Genomic DNA, 16,673 nt, shown 5'->3' on the forward strand with positions numbered 1-16,673 from the left:
CTCAGGCCGCCGCGTCCAGCAGGGCCTGCGCCGCCCCGCGCGCCGCCTCGGTCACCGTGTCGCCGGCCAGCATTCGCGCGATCTCGTCCACGCGGTCGGCCTGTGCCACGGGCACCACGGTCGAGGTCGTGACCTCGCCCGTGACCCGCTTTTCCACCCGCCAGTGGTGCGCGCCCAAGGCGGCGACCTGCGGCGAATGGGTGACGACCAGGACCTGTCCGCCCGCGGCCAGCGCCTTTAGCCGCCGCCCGACGGCATCCGCCGTGGCCCCGCCGACGCCGCGGTCGATCTCGTCGAAGATCAACGTCATGGACCGGTCGCCCCCGGTCAGGCAAACCTTGAGGGCCAACAGGAACCGCGACAGCTCCCCGCCAGATGCGATCTTGTTGAGCGCCCCCGACGGCGCGCCGGGGTTGGTGGCCACCTCAAAGGCAACCTCGTCCACCCCCTCTGGTCCGGGCGTGCCCGACCCGACCAGCGTGGTAAAGGTCGCGCGGTCCATCTTCAACGGGGCCAGTTCCGCCATCATCGCGCGGTCCAGCCGTTCCGACGCGTCCTGCCGCAAGGCGGTCAGCGCGGCGGCGGCGGCGTCATATTCGGCCTCGGCGGTGCTGACGGCGCGGCGCAGGTCGGCCAGGTTCCCCTCGGAGGCGTCCAGCAGGTCCAGCCGCGCCCGCAGGTCGGCGGCAAAGGCCGGCAATTCGTCCGGTGCCACCCCGTGTTTGCGCGCCGCCGCGCGGATCGCGAATAACCGCTCTTCGGTTTCTTCCAGTTCGGACGGATCGAAGGACAGCGCATCAAGACAGGCCTCGACCCCCTGCTGCGCCTCGCCCAATTCCACCATCGCCCGCGACAGGGCGTCCAGCGCAGGGGCCAGCACATCCCCCGCCGCCTCGACCGCGCCGTCCAGCCAGCGGACCGCGTCCAGCATCTGTCCTTCGGCGCCGTTGGGCGACAGGGCCTCGGCGGCGCGGGCCACATCGTCGCGGATCTTCGAGGCCGATTGCATCAACCGCCGCCGCGTATCCAGCGCCGCATCCTCGCCCGGCTCGGGGGAAAGCTTGTCCAACTCCTCCGTGGCGTAGCGCAGAAAATCTTCCTCCGCCTGCGTCTCCTCCAACCGGGCCTCGGCGGTGCGCAACGCCTTGCGGGCCTGCGCCAAGGTACCCCAGGCACTGCGAGCCGACCGCGTGTCCGCGCCCGCAAAGGCATCCAGCAGGGCGCGATGCCCCCGCACGTCCAACAGGCCCCGATCGTCGTGCTGGCCGTGTAGCTCCAACAGGGTGTCGGACAGCGCGCGCAACACCTCGCCCGTGACCCGGATCCCGTTGACCCAGGCCGTCTTGCGCCCGTCGCGGGTGTTGACCCGACGCAACAACAGTTCGCCGTCTTCGACCGCGATCTCATGCTCGGCCAACACGGCGCGGGCGGCATGCCCCTTGGGCAGATCAAAGACCGCCGTCACCTCGCCCTGCCTGGCCCCCTGCCGCACCAGTTCCGCCCGGCCCCGCCAACCCAGGACAAACCCCAGACTGTCCAGCAAGATCGACTTGCCCGCCCCGGTTTCCCCGGTCAGCACGTTCAACCCCGCCCCGAACTCCAGCGAGAGGCGGTCGATGATAAGCATGTCGCGAATGTCGAGAGAACGAAGCATGGCACTCAGTTAATCCGAGCCGACGGGATTGGCGAGGGGGCGTAGGGCGGGGTTCACGCCGCCCCGGTCCGGCATGAAACGCAGGGGCGAAGGCGGCGTGAAACCCCGCCCTACTACAGCCAACGGCCCCGGATCGTCCGATCGTAGATGCCCCGCAACCAGCCCCCGCCGCGGGCCTCCAGCGACAGGCCTTGACCGGTCAACTGGCGGAAGGCGTCATCGTAGAACGGCGACGACTGGAAGTTGTAGCCCAGGATCGCCCCCGCCGTCTGCGCCTCGTCGGTCAGGCCCAGCGACAGATAGGCCTCAACCAGGCGCAGCAAGGCTTCGGGCGTGTGGGTGGTGGTCTGGAATTCCTCTACCACGGCCCGGAACCGGTTGATCGCAGCCGCGTAATGCCCCCGTTTCAGGTAATAGCGCCCAATCTCCATTTCCTTGGCCGCCAGGTGGTCGAAGGCCAGGTCGAATTTCAAAATGGCGGACCGGGCATATTCACTGTCAGGATAGCGTTCGATCACCGTGCGCAGGTTCTGCAACGCCTGGAACGTCAGCCCCTGATCACGCCCGACCTGGTCGATCTGGTCGTAATAGGACAGGGCCAGCAGATACTGCGCATAGGCCGCATCTTCGTCCGCCGGATAGAAATCGATGAACCGCTGCGCCGCTGCGCGCGCGTTCTCGTAGTCGCGATCCTCGTGGTAGGCAAAGGCCTGCATGATCAGGCCCCGGCGCGCCCATTCGGAGAAGGGATAAAGCCGCTCGACCTCGGAAAACAGCTGCGCGGCGTCATCCGGGTCGCCCGCGGCCAGCTGCCGCTCCGCCTCCTGATAGATCACTTCGGGGGCGGTGTCTTCCAGCCGGACCTCCTCATCGGCGGCACATGCCCCGAGGATGGCCACAAGGGCCAGCGCCGTCAGTGGTTTGGCGATCCGGAGTGGCTGCCGCACTGTCATGAAGTCGTCCCCTGCCCCTTTTGCCCCGCGGGGCTTGCCGTCCTTATAGTCAGCACGGTTCGGGGTGTGAAGCGCCGCGCGCACCGCAGGCGGTCACAGATGGGCGAAACGGTCATGCTCCAGCCCGGCGCCGGGCAGCAGGTGGCATTCCGACGGGGTCAGCGTGCGAATGCGATAGGCCAGCGGGTCGGCAAACAACGCGTGCAACAGCTTGTTGGTCATCGCATGACCCGACCGCACGCCGGTGTACCGGCCCAGGATCGGGGCCCCGGCCAATGCCAGATCACCCAAAGCGTCCAGCATCTTGTGACGCACCGCCTCGTCGCTGTGGCGCAGCCCCTCGGGGTTCACGACGCGCGCGCCGTCGACCACGACCGCATTGGACAGCGAACCGCCCAGGGCCTTGCCCGCTGCATGCATCGCATCGACGTCCTGCTGGCGGCAAAAGGTGCGGCTGTCGCACAATTCGCGCACAAAGGTGCCGTTGGACAGGCGCAGAACCTTGCGTTGCTGGCCGATGGCCGCGTCGTCGAAATCAATGGAAAAGTCGATCTCCAACTCTCCGGCGGGTTCCAGCACCGCCGTACGGTCGCCATCATGCACCGCTACGCGGCGCAGCACTTCGATGGCATGGACGGGCGCATCCAGACGACGCACACCGGTTTTCAGGATCGCGCGCACGAAATCAGCCGCCGACCCGTCAAGGATCGGAACCTCGGGCCCATCGACCTCCACCATGGCGTTCAGCACGCCACAGCCCGCAAGGGCGGCCATGACATGTTCGACGGTGGACACCGAAACGCCCGCCTCGTTCACCAACAGGGTGCACAGCGGCGAGGTTTGCACCGAATCATGACGCGCCGGGATCATCGCATTGCCTGCGATGTCGGTGCGACGGAACCAGATGCCGTGATGCGCGCCCGCCGGATGAATCGCCAAACGCGCCGGTGCGCCGGAATGAAGGCCGACGCCAGACAGGCGGATCACGGATTTGACGGTCGTCTGCATCGCGGCGCTTCCTTTCAATGGATCCTGAGGGGGATCCCTTGAGTGTCAGATACGGAGCGACCGCAGGCGATACAATTCAAGCGTGGTTACGGGCTGAAACAGGGCTGGCAGGACTATGGCGAAAATCCGCCTATTCTGGGGCAGTCGTTGATTATCGTCGAAACGTCAGCCCCTTACGACTCGCGCAGACCCGCCGACCCTGGATGCGACGGCGCGTTTCGTGACATGAAAAACTGCCTGCCTGGTGGCGAAACATGAAAACGGCGGCCGAAATGGGCCGCCGTTTTCCGTCTTGGGTTCGACACTATCGGTCAGTTGGCCTGACGCCGCAGGAACGCGGGGATCTCGATCCGCTCATCTTCCATGTCGGGCTGGGCCTGCGGCGCAGCGGCCTTTGGGGCAGGTGCTGCGGGCTGAACCGGCGCGTGATCGGCGGAACCGGTCATGCGGTTGATCAACGATCCGATCCCGAACCGTGCCTGTCCGTCGGCCACCGGGGCGGCAGGACGGCTGGCACCCGGTGCGGCCTGACGGTCGCCGCGATGCACGGCTGCGCGCAGCCGGTCCATCGCCTCGGGGGTCGGGCCGCTGTTCGGACGCGGGGCAGTAAAGGATGCCTGCGCGGGTGCTGCAAAGGCAGCGGGTGCCGGGGTCGGCGCGGGCGCATAGGCCGGGGGCGGCAAATCGTCGGCGGGCGCGCTGCGCTGACCAAAGAAATCGTCGGCGGCGCTTTCTTCTTCGGCTTCGGCCACGGTTTCTGCATCGAAGAAGCTGGGCTCGGCGGGGGCTTCGACCACCTCCGGCTCGGGCGTGACTTCTTCGGCGGCGGTCAGCGGCAGGGGGGCTGCAACCTGTTCGGCCCTATGCGCGGCGGCAACGGCGTTCTGCGTTTCGACCGGGGCGGTCACCTCCGACAGGCGGCGGCGCGGCGCGGGCATTTCCAGTTGCGAGGACGAGGCGTCGATACCCGTGGCAACCACGGACACGCGCATGGTGCCTTCCATCGACGGGTCCAGGGTGGAACCGACGATGATGTTGGCGTCGTCGTCGACTTCCTGACGGATGCGGTTCGCCGCTTCGTCCATCTCGAACAGGGTCAGGTCGTAGCCGCCGGTGATGTTGATCAGGACGCCCTTGGCCCCCTTCAGCGACAGCTCGTCCAGCAGCGGGTTGGCGATGGCCTTTTCGGCGGCTTCGACGGCGCGCTCTTCGCCCACGGCCTCGCCGGTGCCCATCATGGCCTTGCCCATCTCGTCCATGACGGACCGGACGTCGGCAAAGTCCAGGTTGATCATGCCCGGACGGACCATCAGGTCGGTCACCCCTTTGACGCCCTGATACAGCACGTCATCGGCCAGGCTGAACGCCTCGGTAAAGGTGGTCTTTTCGTTGGCCAGCCGGAACAGGTTCTGGTTGGGAATGATGATCAGCGTGTCGACGACCTTCTGCAGGGCTTCGACGCCCTCTTCGGCCTGACGCATCCGCTTGGTGCCTTCGAACTGGAACGGCTTGGTTACGACACCAACGGTCAGAATGCCCAATTCACGGGCGGCCTGCGCGATGATCGGCGCGGCCCCCGTTCCGGTCCCGCCGCCCATGCCGGCGGTGATAAAGCACATATGCGCCCCGGCCAGCTGGTCCACGATTTCTTCGATGGTCTCTTCGGCGGCAGAGGCCCCGACCTGCGGGCGCGCGCCTGCGCCCAGACCCTCGGTGACGCGCACGCCCAGCTGGATGCGGGCCTGAGCGTTGTTCTGCGCCAGCGCCTGGGCGTCGGTGTTCGCCACGACGAACTCCACACCCTCCAGATCCTTCTGGATCATGTTGTTGACAGCGTTACCCCCTGCCCCGCCAACACCGAAAACGGTGATGCGCGGACGCAGGTCGAGTTCGGCGGAGCCGCCGGGCATGGTGAGGTTCAATGTCATCTGCTTGTCCACCTGTACTTTGCGGCCCTGCCTCAGGCCCTTGGTCTCGCGGTTCTGTGCCGCCTTATTTGCGCCTTACTTTAACGGAGTCGTCGGAGTCCGTCACCCCAAAATCGAATCGCCTTACCAATTGTCGCGAAACCAGCGCACTGCGCGGCGGAAAGGCGCGCCGGTGGCCCGTTCGGGCACCGCGTCGAAGTCCCAGAATTCGTCCTGCGGCTCGGCCCCTTGCATGCACAGACCGACGCAGGCGGCAAAGGCCGGACCCTTGGCCGCCTCGGGCAGGCCGTGCACCCGCAAGGGCCTGCCCAACCGCACCTGGTTGCCCAGAATGCGCGCCGCCATCCCGTCCAGACCGGGGATCTGCGACGCCCCGCCGGTCAGAACGATGCGCTGCGACGGCAGATCGCCAAAGCCCGCGGCATCCAGCCGGGCGCGGACCTCTTCGAGGATCTCTTCGACGCGGGGCTTGATGATTCCGATCAACTCGGTGCGCGTGGCGGTGCGGCGGTCGTGGTGCCAGTCGCCAGTGTCGCCTTCCAGGGTGATGACCTCCCGGTCGTCCATGCTGGTGGCATAGACCCCACCATAACGGGTCTTGATCATCTCGGCCATCTGGGCGGGAATACCCAGACCCTGACTGATGTCCGATGTCACCTGCTCGCCGCCCAACCGGACGGTATCTGCGAAAACCATGTGCTTGCGCATGAAGATCGAGATGCCGGTGGTGCCGCCGCCCATGTCGATACAGGCGGCCCCCAGCTCTTTCTCGTCCTCGACCAGGGCAGAGGACGCGGCGGCATAGGGCGCGGACGCCAGGCCCGCCAGTTCCAGATCGCAGCGATGGATGCAGGTCAGCAGGTTCTCGACCGCATGGGCCTCGACCGACAACAGGTGCATGTCCGCGCGCAGCATCTCTCCGGTCTGGCCGCGCGGGTCGCGCAGGGTGGTGCGGTGGTCGATGCCGAAATTGACCGGCTGCGCGTGCAGAACCTCGCGCCCCGCCCCGATGTCGGGCGTCTCGACCGAGGCCAGAACCCGGCCCACGTCGTGCACGCTGCAGGGGCCGTTCTCCAACATGATCTCGCCAGACAGGCCATAGCTGCCGGGCCGCCCGCCCGAGAAACAGGCGATGACGTGATCGACCCGCACGCCCGCCATTTTTTGCGCGCCCTGCACCGCGGTACGGATGGCGCGCTCGGTCTCGGGCATGGCGTCCACTTCGCCCATGCGGATGCCGCGCGACCGGGTGGTGGTGGCGCCGATGACGCGGAAATTGGACTGCCCCGCCATATGGCCCACGCCTTCGCCCTGGGGGGTGTTTTCCTCGAACCGCAGGACCAGGCAGGCCGTTTTGTACGTGCCCACATCAAGGATCGCGATCACTCCGCGTTGCAGCGCGGCCTGACGTTTCCGGCGCATGGCGCGCTGGGCCTGGAACAAACGGCTCATTGGTCCTCCTGGTAGCTTAGACGTTCAAGATCCTGCAGCCGCTTCAGCTCGCTCCGCGCGGGCTGCGACAGGCGCAGGGTGGGTCGGTCGGCAAGGCGCAGGTCGACGACGCGCACGTCGCGCGACAACACGTCCTTGGCCGCATGCAGCGCCAGCGCGCGGTCCAGCGCGGCGGCGGGGGCCGTTTCCGGCAGCAGGATGCGCTGGCCATCGGTCAGGATCACATCCCACCGCCGGTTGCCCATCCGTGTCAGGCCGACAATCCGGTCCGCAACCGGCAGTGCCGCCTCATAAAGCGCCAGCGCCTCCCCCACGGCGGCATCCGCCCCCTCGCCCGAGATCAGCGGCAGCGCGCCAGCCCGCTGAATATCGTCCAGACGCGCGACGTGGTGCCCGGTGGGATCCAGAACGGTGACCGAGCCTTCATGCAGCCAGGCGACCGCGGGTGTCCGTTCCGTCACCTTCAGCAACAGGACACCGCCCGGCTTGATGCGCACTTCGGCGCGCTCCACCGGGTCCAGCTGCTCCAGCTTCTGGCGCAGCGCGTCGATATCCAGCGCGAACTGCGACAGCGGCAGATCGACGGGCAACACCTCCTGGATGTCTTCCTGCAACTGCCCCGAGGCCCCCTCGATCCGCAACAGGGACACCATGAATTCCGGCCGGTCCTGCACGGCCCGGACGGCGCTGTCCCAGGTATCGACGATGGTCGCGATCCGCGCCGGGTCGTTGATGTACCAGGTGAACAGAAACACAAAGCTGAACGACGGGATGCCGGTGCGCACCAAGGCCCGGAACAGCGGCGTCAACCACAGCCGTTGCAGGCGGTAATCCCACTTCGACGGGGCCGGATCGGCCTTGGGCGGCGCGCTCAGCGGTTGCACGAGGCGTCCTCCACCAATCGCGCACAGAGCTGGCCAAAGGTGATACCCGCATGCGCCGCCTGTTCCGGCGTCAGCGAGGTGGGCGTCATGCCGGGCTGCGTGTTCGTCTCCAACAGGATCAGCCCGTCGACCCCGCGCGCCACATCCCAGCGGAAATCCGTGCGGCTGATCGACCGGCACCCCAAGGCGGCATGTGCGCGCAGGGCGTAATCCTGACAGGCGGCAAAGATCTCGGCGGGGACATCCGCCGGCAAGACGTGCCGCGACCCGCCCGCCGCATATTTCGCCTCGTAGTCATACCAGCCATCGGTCAGGATTTCGGTGACGGTCAATGCGCTGTCACCCAGCACGGTACAGGTCAGCTCCCGCCCCGGCGCATAGGTTTCAACCATCACCTGCTGCGGCATCGTCTCGGCCAGGTGCGGCGGCGTGTTCGCCCCCTCGGCCACGATGTAGATCCCGACGGAGGAGCCTTCGTTGACCGGCTTCACCACATAGGGCGGCGGCAGCACATGGGCCGACATGGCCGCATCCCTGGACACGATCCGGCTTTCGACGATGGGCAGGCCGTGGGCGCGGTAGATGTCCTTGGTCCGGCCCTTGTCCATCGCCGTGGCCGAGGCCAGCACGCCCGAATGCGTATAAGGAATGCGCAGCCATTCCAGCAGGCCCTGCACGCAGCCGTCCTCACCCCAACGCCCATGCAGCGCGTTGAACACGACGTCTGGCTGCAACCGCTGCAATTCGGCCACGACCTCTGTTCCCGCGTCCAGCAAGGACACGCGATAACCTTCGCCGCGCAATACCTCTGCACAGCCCTGACCGGTCGACAGCGAGACCTCCCGCTCCGACGATGGGCCGCCCAAAAGGACGACGACATGAGTGGATGCCCTGCCCGACATTCCAAAATCCTGCGCCTCGCCGGGTCACTGCTGTGCCTCGGCTTGTTGTTATGCCCCCGGCCCTCTCGGGCGACCTCTGACGGGTCTGCGGGGTGGCGGGGCTAGCCCTCGCCTGCGGGCTCACCGACCCGCTTGATTTCCCATTGTAGCGATATTCCGCTGGTCGCGTGAACCCTCTTTCTGACCTCTTCGCCCAATCCTTCCAGATCGGCCGCCGTGGCCCCGCCCTGATTGACCAGGAAATTCGAGTGTTTGGGCGACATGATCGCCCCGCCACGGGTGGCGCCGCGCATGCCCGCGTCGTCGATCACCTTCCAGGCCTTCAGGTCGTGCACATCGTCCGCCCGCCCCGTGGACGAGAACCCCGCCGGGTTGCGAAACGTGCTGCCCGCGCTGCGGTCCTTGGTCGGTTGCGTCGCGTCGCGCTTGGCCAACTGGTCCGCCATCCGTGCCTCCAACGCCTCCGGCTCGCCCGCGTCCGTGCGGAAGGTGGCGCGCGTGATGACCGCGCCCTCGGGGATCGCGCTCGACCGATAGGCCATCGCCAGGTCCGCGGCGGGGATCGTCACCACCGCACCGTCGCGTAACACCGCCTGCACCTCGATCAGATGGTCCGCCACATAGCTGCCATAGCAGCCCGCGTTCATCGCCACCGCGCCGCCGATGCTGCCGGGGATGGTCCGCAGGAACGTCAGGTCGCGCCCCGCCTGCGCCGCGCGGCGCGCTACATGGGCGTCCAGCGCGGCGGCCCCCGCCACCACCCGGTCCCCCTCGACCGAGATCCCGTTGAACCCCCGCCCCAACCGGATCACGACGGCGCGCAAGCCCCCGTCCCGCACGATCAGGTTCGACCCCACCCCCATCGGGAACACCGCGACCTCCGGCGTCAAGGCCGCCAGAAACCCCGCCAGATCCTCCAGATCCGCCGGCTGAAACAAAGCATCCGCCGGCCCGCCCACACGCAGCCAGGTCAGATCGGAGAGATCCCGGTTCTCGGTCAGGGTGCCACGCACGTCAGGATAGGTCATGCGGGCGGAGGTAGAGGGCGGGGCCGGGTTGGGCAAGGGTCAGAAGAGCGCGAGGATTACCTTAACCGCCGCAGCAACCTTCTCGGAATGGAGCGCCGTATAGACAACGCCGGAACTTGCAGCGATCACCCCGACGTTCGTGGATATCCGAGCCATCCGCCCCGAGACATCCTCGATCTCTTTCAAGGTGCCCTTGAACCGCCGCCAGTTCCCAATGATCCAGACCTGCAGGATGACGGAGCCAATCCGCTTCAAGGCACCCTGCCGGATCGGGGCTGGCGTCTGTGCGTCCGTAGCGAGCTGGGCGAGTTCCGGCAGTTCTTCGGCCAACGTTCCCTCGGACGCGTCCGCAACCACCTCTGCCGCGTCCCCGAGCAGGGCCACCTGCGCCGGGTCGTCGATCAGGCTGGCAATCACCGGTGCCTCTCCCCGGCTCTCGACCACCTCGGGTTCGTCTTCCAGCGATCGTTCGACTTCCAGAAGCGTGCCTTGGAGAATACCGACGAACGCGTCTTCCTCGGCGGTTGGGCAAACACCGCTTCGGACATTGACCATGTTCGTAAGACGCGCGGCACGGGCGTTGTTGTGAACGACCACAACGCCCTCGGAATGGTTCTCCACCGCTCGCCGTATCCAGAGCAATTCCATGCGCAGCGTTCCACGCATGTTGTCCAGACTGTCGGCAACCGCGAGCACCTCGCGCAACTTTGCCACGCCGGAAGCCAGGCGGCGACCGTTCTCAGCAGGAATGTCCGACTGAAAGAACCGCTCCGTCTCGAGGTTCTGTTCAACCACGATCCCGTCAGACGTGTCGCGCAACGCGTCGAAAACAGCCGACGTGCCAAGCCGCCCACGCCGCCAGATCTCCCCGATCACCGGTAGCGCCTCGGATGGCCCCGCATCCCAGATTTTCGGGTCAATCAGCGCGATGTCTCGCATCATGTCGAGGTCCAGCGCGCGGCCCTTGGGGTCGAGGACGTGCTCATACCATTCGATGACCGGCGACCAATCGTCTTGGGCCGCCTCCAAACGCGCGCGACCTGCCTCCCAAACTTCTGCAAGCGGGTTGTCGTCTGGCCAAAGCGGAACCGCCGCAAGGTTTTCCATGGCAGAGGATTCCGCTGAGTCTCTCTTTAAGGCCGAGGCGAAGGCGACGAAGGAACTGGTGGCGGCCTTTGCTGCAAAAGAGACGGACTTGCCGACGGACGAAGCAGAAAGTGTGCAGGCTATTGAAGCAGCGTCAGAGGCATCTGCGGCGGCGGCATCGGCCGCGTCAACGCCGTCTGCTGCGTCCGCTGCATCTGCGGCCGTCCTATATGCGAAGGAGGCGGCAGACGCGATAGTCTCGGTCTCCACATCAAGCGCGACCGAAGAAATCGTCAGGGGTCTATAAATGGAGAGAACGGACAAATCTGATTTGTGACGCTTATCGCTTTCAAGCGGAAGACGCCCAGCGACAAACGGAAATACCCGCGCCGCCGCGCGAAACGCGATCGTCACCGCGATCCGCCGCGCGCGCTCCTCCGCCTCCGGCGTGTCGCGGGGCAGCGCCTCCAGCCAGGCCTCCAAATTCTCCGGGGTATCGATGGGATCTCTATCCGTCATCCCCGCAACCTGACGCGCACGTCAGGTCAAGGCAACCCGCTAGCGTCCTGCCCGCGCTCGCACCCACCGCCACGCGTAGCGGACCGGCCAGCGCAGAACGACCCCCATCGTCAAGACCCCGACGCCCGCCCAGAGCCAGTCCATCGACACCCCCAGCCAGATCACCAGCGGCACGCCCAGGGCGATCAGCCCGTAGGCGGCAGGCCAACTTTGGCGGGCGGTCAGGGTCAGCATCAGGACCCAGGCGAGAACCACCCAGAGGCAGAGCGCGATCAGCGCCATGGCGGGCCTCCGGGGTCAGCACGCAGGCGCAACGCGACCGCCCGAAGACTTCCCCCAAAACGTGAAACCCGGTCCCCGGATCTGCCCCAAAACGTGAATTTCCGGGTCACTCGGCCAGACGAGCGGGCAGCGCGTTGGCCCATGCCGAAATCGTGCCCGCGCCCAGACAAACCACGATGTCCCCCTCCCGCGCCTGTTCACGGACCAGGCGGATCAGGTCCTCCTCGTCGGTCACGGCGCGCGCATGGCGGTGGCCGGTGCGGATCAGGCCCGCCACCAGATCGTCACGTCCGGCCCCCTCGATCGGGTCCTCTCCGGCGGCAAAAATATCTGCGATTCCAACGACATCGGCGTCTGCAAAGCAGCCGCAGAAATCATCGAACAGGGAATGCAGACGCGAATACCGGTGCGGCTGATGCACGGCGATCACCCGGCCTGTGTCCCCGATGCTCTGCCGCGCAGCCTTCAGAACGGCTGCGATTTCAACGGGATGGTGGCCGTAGTCGTCGATGATCGGCACACCGTTCCATTCGCCCACCTTGGTAAACCGACGGTTCACGCCCCCGAATGACGCAAGCCCTTCGCGGATCACATCCTTGGGCACGCCCAGGTGCCGGGCCACGGCGACGGCGGACAAGGCATTGGAAACGTTATGATCTCCGGGCATGGGCAGAGAGCACCCCTCGATCACGTCGTCTTCGGTCTGAAGCTGGATGTCGAAATGCGCCACCCCCGCCTCATACCGCAGGCCAACCGCACGCACGTCGGCCTGGGCGTTGAACCCGAAAGTCGTTATTCTACGGTCGGTTACACGCCCGACCAGGGCGCGCACCTCGGGGTGATCGGTGCAACAGATCGCGAGGCCGTAGAACGGCAGCCCACCGATGAAGTCGTCGAAACCCCGGCGCAGGTTTTCGATCGTGCCCCAATGCTCCATATGCTCGGGATCGATGTTGGTGACGATGGCAACGGTGGCGGGCAAGCGATTGAAAGTGCCGTCACTTTCGTCGGCTTCCACCACCATCCATTCGCCCTGCCCCATCCGCGCGTTGGAGCCGTAGGCGTGGATGATGCCGCCATTGATGACGGTCGGGTCCAGCTTGCCCGCATCCAGCAGCGCCGCGACCATGGTGGTCGTCGTGGTCTTGCCGTGGGTTCCCGCGACCGCGACGTTGGATTTCAGGCGCATCAGTTCGGCCAGCATCTCGGCGCGGCGCACCACCGGCAGGCCTTGGGCGCGCGCGGCGTCAAGTTCGGGATTGCCCGGTTTGATGGCCGAAGAGATCACGATGACCTCTGCCCCCTCCAGGTTTTCGGCGGCCTGCCCCTCAAAGATGCGCGCGCCAAGGCCGGCCAGGCGGTCGGTTATCCTGGAGGTCTTGGCGTCAGAGCCCTGGACGGAATATCCATACGACATAAGGACTTCGGCAATACCGGACATGCCGATACCGCCGATTCCGACAAAGTGGATGGGGCCCATCTGGCTGGGAAGTTTGGTGGCATTCATCTGGTCTGGCTCACGTATTGCACAAGGTCGGCGAGGCGCTCGGCGGCATCGGGCACGGCGACGGACATCGCCGCACGACACATCTGCTGGGCGCCCTTGGGGTTGGTCAGGATCAAATGCACCTGCTCGGCCAAGGTTTCCGGGGTCAGGCGTTTTTCCGGGATCATGATCGCCGCGCCCACCTCGGTCAGCATGCGCGCGTTCGCCGTCTGATGGTCCCCGGCGGCCACGGCGTAAGGGATCAGGATCGAGGGGCGCCCGACGACCGAGATATCCGCAACGGTCGAAGCCCCCGAGCGAGAGATGACAAGCTGCGCATCCGCCATCCGGTTCGGAATGTCGTCGAAAAAGGGCTGCACGTCCGCGTCCATGCCTGCCCCTTCGTAGAAAGCGGAGACGCGGTCATGATCCTCGGGGCGGGCCTGATGGGCGACGCGCAGTTGCGCGCGGATGTCCTGCGGCAGACGCGACAGCGCCTCGGGCACCACGTCGGACAGGATGCGCGCACCCTGACTGCCGCCGATCACCAGGATCGACATCGGGTAGTCGCCGGGCGGGATGTAGGGCGCTTCGGCACGGGCCAGCACGGCGCCGCGGACGGGGTTGCCGGTGTGGGCACCCTCGACCCCGTCGGGCAGGTTGGTGGGCCAGATCCCGCAGGCAAAGGCGTCGACACGACTGGCAAAGACCTGATTGACGCGGCCCGGCACGCCGTTCTGTTCATGGATGATCCGGGGCAATTTCAGCAGCACCGCCGCCGCGAGCGCCGGGATCGACGGGTAGCCGCCAAAGCCCGCCACAAGGGTTGGACGCTCGGCCCGGAACCCGCGCAGCGCGCGCAGCACGCCCCCCGTCAGCTTGACCGGCACGCCAATCTTGGCCGCAAGCCCGCCACGCGCGAAGGTGGCAGAGGGGACGATCTCGATCTCGACATCCTCGGGGAAGCCGTCCGCATAGCGCGCGCCCCTGTCGTCGGTCGACAGCTTGACCCGCCAGCCACGCGCAAGCATTTCCTCGGCCAGGCTTTGGGCCGGGAACATATGTCCACCGGTGCCGCCCGCCGCGATGACGATCAGGGGTTGGGTCATCGGAATCCGTTCGACAGAAGGTGGTCGCCAATCTCGGCCTGCGGGCGAACGCGGGTGAAACACAAAAGCATCCCCATCAGCAAGCCCATGGCGATCAACGACGAACCGCCGTAGCTGACGAACGGCAGGGTCATGCCCTTGGCAGGCAGGATGCGGACCGCGACGCCCAGATTGATGAAGGCCTGGCTGGCCAGCAGAACGGTCAGACCGGTCCCGGCCAGTCGGATGAAGACGTCGCGTTCGATGCACAGCCGCATCAGGCAGCGGAAGGTGATCGTCGCGAACAGCCCGATGATGCAAAGCACGAGGATCATGCCGTATTCCTCGGCGGCGACAGCGATGATGAAATCGGTATGCGCGTCCGGCAGGGTCCATTTGACCCGGCCCTCGTTGACGCCGGTGCCCAGAAATCCACCCTCGCGGATAGCGTCGATGGCATAGCCCATCTGCGTGCGGGGATCGACCTCGGGCGAGAGGAAGCCGTCGATGCGGCGGGCGAAGTGCTCGGAATTGTTGTAGGCGATGACGCCCACTCCACCCACAGCCAGGATCACGCCGGTCAGCAGGATGATCGGGGCCCCCGCCACGAAATAGACGGCGGACCAGGCCACCACAGTCAGCATGGCCTGACCGAAATCAGGCTGCATGGCGAGAAAGCCGATGATGACGGTCAGCACCGCAAAGCTGATGGATTTTCCCGGCGGGCCATTCGGCTCCGTGCCGGCGGCCATCAGCCAGGCGGTTACCACCACGAACAGCGGCTTGAGAAATTCGGACGGCTGCACCGAGGCAAAGCCCAGCGAATACCACCGCGTCGCCCCCTTGCCGAAATCGGTGCCCAGCACCGGCAACAGCATCACGGCCACGGCCGCCGCGATGAATCCCAGGACACCCAGACGGCGCACCAGATTGGGAGACATCATCGAGACGACCAGCATCACGCCAAAGGCCATCGCGCCGAAGATCGCTTGTTTTTCCACGTAGTAGAACGCGGGCAAACCGTTGCGTTCCGCCAATGGGACCGACGCGGCGAGACCCAGAACAATGCCGATCGCGAACAAGAGCACGACCGCGAACAGCACGACCTTGTCCAGCGTCCGCCACCATCGTGAAAGGATCGCCTCGCCCGGAAGGACGATCACGGCGCCATGCGCAATCTCTGTCATTGGTCTGCCTGTAGTTCGTGACTGCCCGCCCGGTTTTCCGAGTCTCGGGCGTCAGTGTAGCGCGCAGGGGCGAATCAGGCCAGAGGCTTTGCACCCAGGCGGCGGGGATGCGCCGCCCCGGACGCCACGGCAAGGCCGCCAGCGCCTGATGCGGGGCCAGCACCCGGTGTTCTCGGCCGCCCGTGATGGGGCCCTAGACGAGACGTTTTTCGAAACTGACGCGGGTGTCCGTCACCTCGGTCCGAGAGAACCCAAGATGCGGATAGAGCGTGAGGTTTGCGGATATCCTGGGCGACGTGTGCAGCCGGAGGTGGGTCAAGCCCATGGCGCGGGCCCGCGCCTCACTATGCGCCATCAAGCACCGGCCAAGCCCCTGCCCCGCGGCAGCGACGGCAATGTTCTCGATCAGAAGGGCGGTGCCCTGGGGACGGCTGACCACGAACCCCGCGACGACGGGGCCTGCATGGATCAGGTCCACGGCACCCGCCGCGATATCCTGGGCGAACGCGTCGGCGGTCGGGATCGGGCGACGACCGACCAGGGGCACGAAGGGCGCATAGGCCGTCTCGGCGCAGATGAGGAGCGCGGGGATGTCCGCCGGTGTCGCGGCGGTCGGGATCACCCCAGGACGCCGCGGATCTTGGCCTTGGCCTCTTCGGGGTCGGCCTGGAACGGGATGAGATCGACGACTGCGCCATCCTCGTTCAGGACAAAGACGGACGCGTAGTGATCCATCGTATAGTCGCCCTCGCCCAGGGCGCGTTTCTGGAAATAGACGCGCCAGGATTTGGCCATGGCCCAGACATCCTCGGGCGCGCCCGTGATGCCAAGGATCCGGTCGGACTGCGGCTCCAGATAGTCGCGCAGAAAGGCGGGGGTGTCCCGTTCCGGGTCGATGGTCACAAAGAAGACGCCCATGTCATCGGGCGCGACCGCCAGGTCCGAAAGCCAGGTTTCCATGTCGTACACCGTCGTCGGGCAAACCTCGGGGCAATGGGTGAAGCCAAAGAACAAGAGACTTGGGCGGCCCTGGAACGCGGCCTCCGTGATCGTCGCACCGGTGTGATCCGTCAGGGTAAACGGATCCCCCAAAGCGGTGGCCGTGACAGGGAGTGTCCGGCTGTCGGTCAGCTGGCGCAGGGTGATCCCCGCGCCGAGCGCGATCAGCGCCACGCACAACCCCAGCAGGACCGTCAGACCACGACGTCCCATCGGA

At 66.3% G+C, this 16,673-nt stretch carries 15 protein-coding genes; all 15 read right to left on the minus strand.

The annotated features are described in order from the left end of the window. Nucleotide 1: 1 nt before the first annotated feature. Entirely contained in the window at nt 2-1,654 is a 1,653-nt protein-coding gene (gene recN, locus K3551_RS14980) for a DNA repair protein RecN (protein ID WP_259915049.1), read from the minus strand. A gap of 113 nt (nt 1,655-1,767) precedes the next feature. Next, nucleotides 1,768-2,607: an outer membrane protein assembly factor BamD gene (locus K3551_RS14985; RefSeq protein ID WP_259915052.1), complete on the minus strand. Its 840-nt coding sequence runs from the start codon at nt 2,605-2,607 to the stop codon at nt 1,768-1,770. A gap of 93 nt (nt 2,608-2,700) precedes the next feature. Next, nucleotides 2,701-3,615 (minus strand): UDP-3-O-acyl-N-acetylglucosamine deacetylase, encoded by a 915-nt coding sequence (gene lpxC, locus K3551_RS14990; protein ID WP_259915055.1) that lies wholly within the window; start codon nt 3,613-3,615, stop codon nt 2,701-2,703. 311 nt (nt 3,616-3,926) lie between these two features. Continuing rightward, complete coding sequence (gene ftsZ / locus K3551_RS14995) at nt 3,927-5,543, minus strand: cell division protein FtsZ (protein ID WP_259915063.1); 1,617 nt, start codon at nt 5,541-5,543, stop codon at nt 3,927-3,929. Between the two features lie 123 nt (nt 5,544-5,666). Then, on the minus strand, nt 5,667-6,995 hold the full coding sequence (gene ftsA, locus K3551_RS15000; protein ID WP_259915066.1) for a cell division protein FtsA: 1,329 nt from the start codon (nt 6,993-6,995) through the stop codon (nt 5,667-5,669). Then, entirely contained in the window at nt 6,992-7,879 is an 888-nt protein-coding gene (locus tag K3551_RS15005; protein ID WP_259915068.1) for a cell division protein FtsQ/DivIB, read from the minus strand. Before K3551_RS15005 ends, ftsA begins: the two co-directional genes overlap by 4 nt. Beyond that, nucleotides 7,867-8,781, minus strand: a complete 915-nt coding sequence (locus K3551_RS15010; protein WP_259915070.1) for a D-alanine--D-alanine ligase — start codon at nt 8,779-8,781, stop codon at nt 7,867-7,869. Before K3551_RS15010 ends, K3551_RS15005 begins: the two co-directional genes overlap by 13 nt. A 101-nt stretch (nt 8,782-8,882) precedes the next feature. Beyond that, entirely contained in the window at nt 8,883-9,809 is a 927-nt protein-coding gene (gene murB, locus K3551_RS15015; protein WP_259915072.1) for a UDP-N-acetylmuramate dehydrogenase, read from the minus strand. A 39-nt stretch (nt 9,810-9,848) separates the two neighbouring features. Beyond that, nucleotides 9,849-11,414, minus strand: coding sequence for a hypothetical protein (locus tag K3551_RS15020; protein ID WP_259915074.1), 1,566 nt, complete (start codon nt 11,412-11,414; stop codon nt 9,849-9,851). A 39-nt stretch (nt 11,415-11,453) separates the two neighbouring features. Beyond that, entirely contained in the window at nt 11,454-11,696 is a 243-nt protein-coding gene (locus K3551_RS15025; protein ID WP_259915076.1) for a DUF2484 family protein, read from the minus strand. Between the two features lie 106 nt (nt 11,697-11,802). Beyond that, nucleotides 11,803-13,203 carry a UDP-N-acetylmuramate--L-alanine ligase gene (murC, locus tag K3551_RS15030; protein WP_259915079.1) on the minus strand — a complete coding sequence of 467 codons (1,401 nt, stop codon included), beginning with the start codon at nt 13,201-13,203 and terminating at the stop codon, nt 11,803-11,805. Continuing rightward, nucleotides 13,200-14,291 (minus strand): undecaprenyldiphospho-muramoylpentapeptide beta-N-acetylglucosaminyltransferase, encoded by a 1,092-nt coding sequence (murG, locus tag K3551_RS15035; RefSeq protein WP_259915082.1) that lies wholly within the window; start codon nt 14,289-14,291, stop codon nt 13,200-13,202. The genes murC and murG overlap by 4 nt, the downstream gene beginning before the upstream one ends. Beyond that, nucleotides 14,288-15,457 (minus strand): putative peptidoglycan glycosyltransferase FtsW, encoded by a 1,170-nt coding sequence (locus K3551_RS15040; RefSeq protein ID WP_259915084.1) that lies wholly within the window; start codon nt 15,455-15,457, stop codon nt 14,288-14,290. Before K3551_RS15040 ends, murG begins: the two co-directional genes overlap by 4 nt. A 193-nt stretch (nt 15,458-15,650) precedes the next feature. Next, on the minus strand, nt 15,651-16,079 hold the full coding sequence (locus tag K3551_RS15045; RefSeq protein ID WP_259915086.1) for a GNAT family N-acetyltransferase: 429 nt from the start codon (nt 16,077-16,079) through the stop codon (nt 15,651-15,653). Continuing rightward, entirely contained in the window at nt 16,076-16,669 is a 594-nt protein-coding gene (locus K3551_RS15050; protein ID WP_259915088.1) for an SCO family protein, read from the minus strand. Before K3551_RS15050 ends, K3551_RS15045 begins: the two co-directional genes overlap by 4 nt. Nucleotides 16,670-16,673: the final 4 nt, after the last annotated feature.

The organism is Jannaschia sp. M317 (genome assembly GCF_025141175.1).
Classification (GTDB): Bacteria; Pseudomonadota; Alphaproteobacteria; order Rhodobacterales; family Rhodobacteraceae; genus Jannaschia.